The organism is Falsiroseomonas ponticola (assembly GCF_016805305.1).
GTDB lineage: Bacteria > Pseudomonadota > Alphaproteobacteria > Acetobacterales > Acetobacteraceae > Falsiroseomonas > Falsiroseomonas ponticola.
Map to the genome: position 1 here is coordinate 412,938 of NZ_JAERQN010000004.1, position 9,919 is coordinate 422,856.

At 69.6% G+C, this 9,919-nt stretch carries 8 protein-coding genes; all 8 read right to left on the minus strand.

The window, feature by feature from the left end; all coding sequences use genetic code 11:
* Positions 1–67 precede the first annotated feature (67 nt).
* Positions 68–1,081: a hypothetical protein gene (locus JJI54_RS15255; protein ID WP_203073849.1), complete on the minus strand. Its 1,014-nt coding sequence runs from the start codon at positions 1,079–1,081 to the stop codon at positions 68–70.
* Positions 1,078–1,458, minus strand: coding sequence for a hypothetical protein (locus JJI54_RS15260; RefSeq protein ID WP_203073850.1), 381 nt, complete (start codon positions 1,456–1,458; stop codon positions 1,078–1,080). Before JJI54_RS15260 ends, JJI54_RS15255 begins: the two co-directional genes overlap by 4 nt.
* Positions 1,459–1,530: 72 nt before the next feature.
* On the minus strand, positions 1,531–2,550 hold the full coding sequence (locus tag JJI54_RS15265; protein ID WP_203073851.1) for a hypothetical protein: 1,020 nt from the start codon (positions 2,548–2,550) through the stop codon (positions 1,531–1,533).
* A 161-nt stretch (positions 2,551–2,711) separates the two neighbouring features.
* Positions 2,712–5,783 carry an efflux RND transporter permease subunit gene (locus JJI54_RS15270; RefSeq protein ID WP_203073852.1) on the minus strand — a complete coding sequence of 1,024 codons (3,072 nt, stop codon included), beginning with the start codon at positions 5,781–5,783 and terminating at the stop codon, positions 2,712–2,714.
* Entirely contained in the window at positions 5,783–6,874 is a 1,092-nt protein-coding gene (locus JJI54_RS15275; protein ID WP_203073853.1) for an efflux RND transporter periplasmic adaptor subunit, read from the minus strand. Before JJI54_RS15275 ends, JJI54_RS15270 begins: the two co-directional genes overlap by 1 nt.
* A gap of 102 nt (positions 6,875–6,976) precedes the next feature.
* The gene (locus tag JJI54_RS15280) at positions 6,977–8,836 is read right to left on the minus strand and encodes an ABC1 kinase family protein (RefSeq protein WP_203073854.1); all 1,860 of its coding nucleotides are present in this window, start codon (positions 8,834–8,836) and stop codon (positions 6,977–6,979) included.
* Between the two features lie 135 nt (positions 8,837–8,971).
* Positions 8,972–9,229, minus strand: coding sequence for a DUF6200 domain-containing protein (locus JJI54_RS15285; RefSeq protein ID WP_203073855.1), 258 nt, complete (start codon positions 9,227–9,229; stop codon positions 8,972–8,974).
* A gap of 69 nt (positions 9,230–9,298) precedes the next feature.
* Complete coding sequence (locus tag JJI54_RS15290) at positions 9,299–9,637, minus strand: DUF6312 domain-containing protein (protein ID WP_203073856.1); 339 nt, start codon at positions 9,635–9,637, stop codon at positions 9,299–9,301.
* Positions 9,638–9,919: the final 282 nt, after the last annotated feature.

The window sequence follows — 9,919 nt, forward strand, 5'->3', positions numbered from 1 at the left end:
CACAATCACCTGCACGATCGACCTCCCCCATCACCGGGGCCTGGTGCCCCTCCCGCCGTACACATGCTCAGGCCGGCAGCAGCGCCTTGTGGGGCGCCAGCTCCTCGCGCTCCGCCGCCGTCAGGGCGGGGATGCCGTAGCGATGGCGCACATCGTCCAGCGGCATGTCGGCCACGTCCCAGATCCGCCAGCCATCGAGCAGGTCCACCTGCATCGCGGCGCCGCGGGCCATGGCACGGAAGAAGGCGTCGGGCCGCAGCTTGTCCTTGGAAACCGGTCCCGGCACGAACTTCACCCCGGCATGAAGCTGGATCAGGGCCGGCAGGACGATGTCGAGGCAGAGTTCGTCCGTATTGCCGGCAATGAAGCCCGCCAGCAGCAACTCACCCTGCAGGTTCGTCGCGTAGCCGCTGAGCACGTGGTAGATCTCGTGCCGGGCCCACCCCTCGGGCAGGCTCTTCGGCTCGCCCGGCATCGGAAAGCCATGGGTCGCGTAGTAGCCATGGACGGCCCGGCCGAAGCTGCCGGCCGGCAACTCGCCGAGCGCGCGGTAGCGCAGGAGCAGCGCATCGCGTCCGAGATACCGGCCAAGGCCGGGCAGCCAGGGCGCCGCGGTCCACACCATGCCGAGCCAGTCGCGCAGCGTCGCCTGGCCGTCGAAGGACCAGTAATGGGCGACGATCCGGCGCATGAAGCCGAAGGCATGGCCCCGCCCCTCCCGCCTCGCCAGGCGCGACAGCACCGTCAGGCCGAATTCCGAGACACCGAGACGGCGCGCCGCCTCCTCCACCACCGCCACCTTCTCCCGCCGCAGCGCGCCATCGACGATCGAGAGGATCGCCAGCTGCCGCACCGTCTGCCGGCGCAAGGCGGCATCGGCGATCACGCTCTCCAGCCCCGCCGGCAGCGGGCCGGGCACGCAGGGCATCGGGTTCGCCTGGCCCAGCATGTGCCGCTGATAGGCATCGAGGGCCTCGATCTCGATCGGCTCGGGCTGCAGGGTGCCGCCGGCGGATGCCACCGCGCTGGCGGCCGCCACGATGCAGGACAGCACCTCGGGGCTTGGCTCGAATAGCTTCACGCCACGGCTTCCGCTTCGGCGGCAAGCACCTCGCATTGGGCGGCCAGCCCCGCCAGCGCGCGCTCGGCATCCCGCAGCACGCGGCGCCCGAGGGCCGGATCATCAGTGTCGCGGGCGACGATGATGCCATAGGCCGCCTGCTGCGCGCAGGGCGACCGCGGCGAGGGGATGAAGAAATAGGCGTAGCCGCCACCCTGCTCGACCACCACCTGGATCAGCGAGGGATCATCCACGTCACCCGGCGCGCCCTTGCTGCCGACGACGCGCACGGCGGCATCCGCGCCGATCGCGATGCCGAGCTCCGCGAGTGCCGGCCGGGGCGCCTCGACCACCCGCTTGCGGAAGGCCGCATCGGTCCAGACCCGCGATATGGCCAAGGCCTGCGCTTCATCCACCATCCGCGAACCACCCATCCCGATTGTGGTGACGCCACGCACGCATCGTCGATGTCAGGCGGCGACGGGCGCGGCCAGGCCCTGGTCGATGCCGGGCCAGTCGGCGGGGGTCGAATGGCCGGGGCCGAGCAGAAGGCCGTTGTAGCCGCCCACCACCGCGCGCTCATGCTCGGAGATCGGCGGAATGCCGTATCGCGCGCGAAGCTCCTGCAGATCCGCGCCGGCCACGGCCCAGAGATCCCAGCCCTGCACCACATTCGCCGTCATCGCCGCGCCGCGCGCCATGGCGGCGAAGTAGCTGTCGGGGTCGAGCAGCCCCTCCGCCACCACGCCCCCGATCAACGGGCTGCCGGTCTGGTAGGACAGCAGGCCGAACATGATCTGGTCCATGCAGTTCTCGCCGAGGGAACCGCCGACGAAGGCCGTCAGCAGCAACTCGGCCTCCAGCTTCACGCCGTACTCGCTGAGGACGTGATAGACCTCGTGCATCACCCAGGGGACGCTCTTCGGCTGGCCCGGCAGGCTGATGCTGTTGTCGGCGTAGAAGGCATGCAGGGCGCGCCCGAAGGTGCCCTCCGGCAGGGTCGCGAGGGCGGCGTAGCGCGCGGCGAGTTCGGCATTCCGCCGCGCCGTGCCGGCGCCATGCAGCTGCGGCAGCATCCACCAGACGAAGCGCATCCAGTCCCGCAGGCCCGCCTTGCCGGAGGGGGACCACCAATCGACGAAGCCCTTCATGAGCGACATCGCGATGCGCTTGAACTGCCCCTGCGCCGCGCGCTGCAGCAGCAGGACGCCCCGCTCCTCCACGCCAAGCCGCTGCGCGGCCTCCACCACGACCGCGACCTTGTCGCCCCGGACCCGGCGCCCCACCACAGCGAGGATGACGAGCAGCTGGACCGTCAGGCGCCGCAGCTCGGGATCGGTGATGACGGTGGCCAGGTCATCCGGAAGGCCGGCCATCCTGGCGCGGATCGGCTCCGCCTGGCCCAGCAGGTGATGCTGGATGGCCTGGATGCTGTCGCGCTCCACCGGCAGCGGCGCCACGCGCCCACCCGCCGACACCACGGCCGACATCGCCTGGACCATCGTGTGAAGCTGAGCCGCAGTCGGATGAAGGAGCTTCATGCGTCACCCTGCCGAAGACGAGCCTGCCGCGACACCGCGCTTCCGCGCGCGGAAAGATTAGGCGAAGGCCCGCACGGGATGGAAGAGCGGAGTGGACACCCCGCGCCCGGTCAGTGCGACGCCCCCTCCCCGGCCGGTGGCGGAGAAACCAGCGGCTTGCGCACCTTGCGGGACATCACGACGTAGCAGGCCGGTACGATGAACAGCGAAACCAGCGTGCCGAAGAGCATGCCGCCGACGACGACGGCGCCAAGATCCTCGCGCGACCGCGCACCGGGCCCGACGGTCAGCAGCAGCGGCACCGCGCCCAGGATGGTCGCCACCGTCGTCATCAGGATGGGGCGCAACCGCGTCGCCGCCGCCTCCACCACCGCCTCCCGCAATTCACGCCCCTCGTCGCGCAGCTGGTTTGCGAATTCGGTGATCAGGATGCCGCCCTTGGCGACAAGGCCGATCAGCGTCACCAGCCCGATGAAGCTGTAGGCGTTGAGCGAGCCGTTGACAGCCAGCAGGCCGAGCGCCGCGCCGACCATCGCGAGCGGCACCACCGACAGCACGATGAAGGGGTCGCGGAAGCTCTCGAACTGCGCCGCGAGCGTCAGGTAGATGAAGGCCAGCGCCAGCAGGAAGACGATGCCCACGCTGGCATCCGCCTGCTTCAGCGCGCGGGAGGGTCCGTCGTAATCCACCTGGTAGCCCGGCGGCAGGATGCGGGCCGCCTCCTCCTCCAGCGCCGCCAGCGCCTCCGACAGCGACCAGCCGGGCGCCAGCGTGGAGGTGATGCGCGCGGATCGCAGCTGCTGGAAGCGCGGGAGGGAGGAGGCGCCCACCGTCTCACGCTGCGACACGACGTAGGACAGCGGCACCACATCCCCCGCGGCGCTGCGCAGGTAGATGTTGTTGACGATGTCGGAATCCCGGCGGTCCTGCTCCTCGATCTGCAGCAGCACCTTGTACTGCTGGCCCTCCCAGCCGAAATTGCCGGCCTGCTGGCCGCCGAGGAAGGTGTTGATCGTCTGGCCGATGCGCATGATGTCGATGCCGACGACGGCGGCGAGCGGCCGGTCGATGACCACATCGATGCGCCGCGTGTTCAGGTCCAGGTCCACGGCGGGCGAGGTGAAGGCGGGATGGCGCCGCGCGAAGTCGCGCAGCCGCGTCATCACCTGGGACAGATCCTCGTAATTGCCGGTGGTGCGGACCACGAACTGCACCGGCGCCACGTTGCCGCCCGCGAGCGGATTGGGATCGAGCAGGGTGAAGCGCGCCCCCGCGATCCGGTTCAGGGCGGGCATGATGCGGGCACCGATCTCGACGGAGGTCGCCTGCCGTTCCGCCCAGGGCTTCAGCAGCAGCAGGCCGATGCCGGAGGTCGGCGACGACATGCCGTTCATGATCATCGTCCCGCGGCGCTCCGGCACCGTCGCGAAGACCGAATCCACCCGGGCCGCCAGCTCATCCATGTAGTAGGTCGTGGCGTCGGAGGGCGCGGTGAATTCGACGATCACGTAGCCCGGGTCATCCGCCGGCGCGAATTCCCCCGGCAGGCGCATCATCAGCAGGATGCCGCCCGCGAAGACGCCCGCGCTGCCGATCAGCACGAACCAGCGGAAGCGCAGCGTGGCCCGCAGCAGCCGGGCGTAGAGCGTGGCCAGCCGCGCGAAGGCATGGTCGATCCGGATCGCCACCCCGCCCAGCCGCTTCGCCCGCAGCATCCGCGAACACATGGCCGGCGACAGGGTGCGGGACACGAAGCCGGAAATCACGACACCGGCCGCGAGCGTGAAGGCGAATTCCGCGAAGAGGCTGCCGAGCAGCCCCGGCATCAGTCCGATCGGCAGGTAGACGGCGGCGAGCGTCAGCGTCGTCGCGACGATGGCGAAGCCGATCTCCCGGCTGCCGATGAAGGCCGCGGTGACGGGATCGCTGCCCATGTCGATGTGCCGCTGCACGTTTTCCACATCGACGATCGCGTCGTCCACCACCAGGCCGATGGCCAGCACCATCGCCAGCAGCGTGAAGGTGTTGATGCTGTAGCCCACGGCATACATGAAGCCGAGCATGCCCAACAGCGACAGCGGGATGGTGACGAGCGTGATGATGGAGGAGCGGAAGGAGCCGAGGAACAGCAGGATCACGACCGTCACCAGGGCGACCGCCACGATGATCGTCTCCGCCACCTCCTTCACCGCGATCTCGATCGCCTCGGACCGGTCGAACACCACGTCCAGCGTCATGCCGGCCGGCAGCAACCCGCGCAGCCCCGGCACCAGGGCCCGCACGGCGCGCGCCACCTCCAGCGGATTGGCGGAGGACTGCGCCAGCACGCCGACCGCCACGCCGCTCCGGCCATCGATGCGGATCGCGTTGGTGATGCTCTCCGGCCCCACCTCCACCCGCGCCACGTCGCCGAGCTTCACCAGCCCGTCATCGCCGAGGCCGCGCCGCACCACGACCTCGGAGAACTGCTCCGGCCGCAGCAGCGCCGTGTCGGTATAGACCAGGGCCTTCCGCCCATCGCGCTCCAGCGTCCCCGATGGCACGGAGATGTTCTGGGAGATGATGGCGTCGTTCACCTCCGGCGCCGTCACGTTGTGCGCCGCGAGCGCCCAGGGATCGAGCCAGACGCGGATCGCGTAGCGGCGCTCGCCCAGCGTCTGCGACGCGGCGACGCCATCGACGGCGGCCAGGGCGGGCCTGACCACGCGCGCGACGATCTCCGTCACCTCCATGGCGCTGCGGGCCGAATCCGTCAGCGACAGGTAGATCACCGGCACCGCGTCCAGGCTCAGCTGCGCCACCGTGGGCGCCAGCGCATCGGTCGGCAGCACATTGGCCAGCTGGCCGACCTTGTCGCGAACCTGCGTCACCGCGTTCAGCGGGTTCGTCCCGGCGCGGAAGGCGATCTGGATCTGGCTGCTGCCCTCGCTGCTGGTGGAGACGATGGTATCGATGCCACCGACGGCGGAGATCGCCTGCTCGATCGGCGCCGTCACCGTCCGCTCCACCAGGTCCGGCGCCGCGCCGCTGTAGATCGTGGTGACGGACACGAAGGGCAGGTCGAATTGCGGCAATTCCCGGATCGCGAGGCGCGACAGGCCGAGCAGCCCGACCAGCGCGACGATCAGGTTGATGACGATCGCGAAGACCGGCCGCCGGATGAAAAGGTCAGAAACTGACATCAGCGCTGGCCTGGCGTCCGCGACACCGCGTTCACGCGCCTTCCGTCATCCAGGTTGAACTGGCCGGCCGTCACCACCTGGTCGCCGGCCTCCAGCCCCTCCACGATCTCGACCCGATCGGGAAGCTGAAGACCGACGCGGACCGGCGTGCGCCTGGCGCGGCCATCCTCGACCTTGAACACATAGGCCCCCGTCAGCGTGTAGAGCATGGCGGAGGGCGGGACGACGATCGCGTCCGGCCGGCTCTCGATCACCAGGCGCACGCGCGCGAAAAGGCCGGATGGCAGCACCGGCGGGTCGTTGGGGATCTCGGCCCGCACCTGGATGTCGCGGTCATTGGTGCCGGGCCGCGCATCGAGCAGGGTGACGCGCCCCGTGAAGCGGCGGCCCGGCACGGCGTCCAGCGTCAGCTCCACCGCCTGGCCGATGGCCAGCCGCGGCAGGAAGCGCTCCGGCACGCGGAAGCTGACGCGCAGGACCGACCGGTCCTCCAGCACCACGAGGCGCTTGCCCGCCTCGATATACTCGCCGACACCGAATTCGCGCTGGCCCAGGATGCCGGTGAAGGGCGCGCGGACCGTCAGCTGTGCCAGCTGAGTCTGCCGGATCGCCACCTCCGCCGCCGCGCGGTCGATCGCCGCCCGGTCATCGTCCAGCTGCTGGCGGGACCGGAAGCCGGAGCCCGACAGCTGCTGGCTCCGCTCGAAGCGAAGCTGGGCCGCGCGCAACTCCGTCTCGGCGGATGCAAGGTTGGCCCGCGCGATGCGCTGGTCGAGGTCGAGCAGCGGCGCATTCGCCTCGACCCGGCTGCCTTCCTGGAAGTGGATGGCGGTGACGACGCCGGGATTGAGCGATGCGACCGGCACGCTTTCCCGCGCCTGCAACGTGCCGAGCGAGTTCAGCGCCTGGTCCACGCGCCCCCGCGTGGCGCGCGCGACCTCGACCGAGGCAGGCGCGGGTTCGGCGGCCACGACGGGCGCGCGCGCTTCCGGCGCGGCGCCGACGGCGGGCAGGGCATAGCGCGTGAGGACGGCGCCGCCCACGAGCCCGGCCAGGGCGGAAACGCTTGCGATAACCCATCGCGACGGCATGCCGACCAACCCCCTGCGCGGTTGCCACGCCCGCGCTGCAGCCTCACTGATAACAGAGGAGTGACGAGTCTTGCAGCCCCGACGGCAGCGGCAACGCCGCCCTCATTGGGTTGCCGAAAGGGATTTCCGGGCCGTTCGCAACACGTTGGAAATGAACAGCGCGACCGCCAGGAACAGCAGCCAGTAGATGCCGTCGAGGTCCGGCAGCGGTTCCAGCACGAATGTCAGCAGGCGCTGCGCCGGCGGCTGCCAGGTCAGCGGCAGATAGTCGATGAAGCGGTTCAGCAGCATCATGCCGAGCGTGACGAGGATGAGCGTCCAGATCCCGCGGTTGAATACCTTCAGCACCGCCAGGCGGAACTGCTGCACGCGGTCCGCCATGCCCTGGAGGCGAAGCCCCTGGAAGCGGACGGCGGAGCCCAGCACCACGTTGGCATCGGAAGCGAGGCCCATGACATCCTGCAGCGCGGATTGCAGCGGCCGCATCGCCCCCTTCAGCGTCCGCTGCCGCCGCTGCCGGTCCTTGAAGTAGGCCCGGGTGAAGTCCATGAAGTTGCCGTCCGGCACCAAGACCTGCAGCGATGCATCCAGCGTGGACAGGGCCCGGCCGACGCGCATCAGGCCCCAGCCGACCGGCACGTTGTGGCGCGCCATCACGCGGGTGATCTCATCCCCCATGGAGGCCACGGATTTGTCGGCGTAGGAGGTGTTCGGGAACTCGCTGCGCAGTTCCCATTTGCGCAGCGCATCCGCCAGGTCGCTCCGCAGCCGCGCGTGATCGACGACGCCGAGGCCCGGCTGCTGCAGCAGGGTGTAGTCGGCCGCACGCTCGAAATCCCGCGTCGCCAGCGCCACCATGGTGTAGCGGTAGAGCTGCCATGTCCGCCGGTCCAGCCGCCCGACGCTGCCAAGGTCCAGCAGCGCGATGCGGTTGTTGGCCATGATCATGATGTTGCCGGGGTGCAGGTCGGCGTGGAACTCGTTGTCCTCCAGGATCTGGCGCAGCACCGTCACCATCAGCCCCTTGCCGAGCTTCAGGGGATCGACGTTGTTCTCATGCTCCCAGCGCCGCACCGCGGGCAGGTTCTCCGTGCGCATCTGGATGTAGTGCGTCATCAGCACGCCCGGGATCTCGTCCATCACCAGGATGCGCGGCCCGCAATAGCGGGACAGTACCCGGGGAACGGAGACCTTGTGCCGCCGCAGGTTGCGCCGCATGCGCTTGAGGTTCACGGCCTCGAACCGGTAGTCCGTCTCCTCGCTCAGCACCGCGCGCAGCTCGCGCAGCCCATCGACCAGGTGGAAGCGGCTGCCGATGCCGAGGACGCTGAACACGGCCACCAGGCCGCGCAGCAGGCCCAGGTCGCGCGCGAAGCTGCGCGCCACGTCGGGCCGCATGATCTTCACGACGACGGCGCGATTGTTCTCCAGCAGGGTCGCGCGATGCGCCTGGCAGATCGACGCGGCCGCGAAGGGCATGGGGTCGAACCAGGAGAAGACGCGGGAGATCGGGGTGCCCAGATCCTCCTCCACGACCCGCAGCGCGACCTCCGGCGGGAAGCCCGCGACGCGGTGCTGCAGGCTGGACAGCGCCTCGCACATCTCGTCGGTCAGCAAGTCGGTGCGCAGGGACAGGAGCTGCCCGGCCTTGATCCACATGCCGCTCAGCCCCTCGAACAGGGCGCGGGCCAGGGCGGCATCGCGGGCCGGCGTCATCTGCCCGGTCGCCCGCAGCCAGAGCCGCATGCCCACGAAGCGGATCAGCGCCGTGAACACCGCCAGGCCGCGGAAGCGGGAGGCCGGCGGCAGGGGCTCGATGGTGATCGGCCGGGAGGCACCGCCCGTGGAAAGGGGCGTCGGCACGATCGAGTCGAGGTCGGGGGGAAACTCGCGCTCGGGGTTCCGCGGCTCCAGCGCCACGAGCGTGGTGGCAGCGTTGCGGCGGCGCCGGATGACATCCAACCGGAACCCAGCGATCCGCTTGACCAGAATGGAGACGCTCTCCCAGACGAGGGCAGCCTATCGGTCGGATGGCAGCCGGCTTGGCCGGGCCCGGATCAACCGTGCCCGGCGTATCGGATCAGACCTGGCCGACGATCAATCGTCGTCGTCGTCGTCATCGTCGCGGAACATGTCGCCCAGGCGCTGTTCCTGCCGCACCACCACGACCACGGTCTGCGCCGCGCCGTCGAGGACGCCTTCGTCATGGAGGGCGGCGATCGCATCCTCCACCTTGTCCATCAGCTTCCCCTCGCCGCGACGAAGCCGCCGGACGCGTTTGCGGGAATGCTCCCCGAGATCGAGGACGCAGACAACGCCTTTCGCGTCCTTCACGTCCGCACTGGCCTCACTCATGCTCGTCCCTCGCGATTGCCGGATGGATGCGAAAGCCGGACCGCGCGGGCGCGATCCGGGAAGGCTTGGTCAACCGCGCCGGATCACGCGCACCAGGTTGCGCCCGATATCGCGGGCCCAGCCATTGCGGCGCTTGCGGTTGGACTGCTCGTGCAGTGCCAGGTAATGGCCCAGCGCCTTCTGTTCGCGCCGCGCCAGCTTGCGGATCTTCTTCTCGACCACCTTCAGGATGCCGGTCTGCTTCTTGCGCTCGCCGAGGTCGAGGTGGATGTCGTCCCGCGTCACGCGGCTACCCGCCACGGTCCAGACTTTCACCCGCTCCGCGCTGCCCGTCTCATCGTCCAGGGAAGGCTTAGTCCGCCGGATCGTCGCCGGCTGGCCGGGCTTCAGCACCGTGATCCGCTTCACGCCTGAAATCATCCGAACGCGCATGCCGACGTGCTCCCTTTGCCGGGCACCGGAACCTTCTCGCAGCCTGCGACGCTTCCGTATCGAGGCCGCCCCGGGCCGGCGATACGCAAACCTATACCGAGAAATCCAGGACGGAGGGAAGAGCCGTCTTCGTTCATCGTATCGCTCGCGATCGAACAAGCGCCGCCACTTGTCTCGTCAGTCTCGGCGGGCGGAACAGCTCTCGGGTTGACAGGACGCGGACATTCTTGCGCCATTGGTGGCGTCGCAATGGGGTGG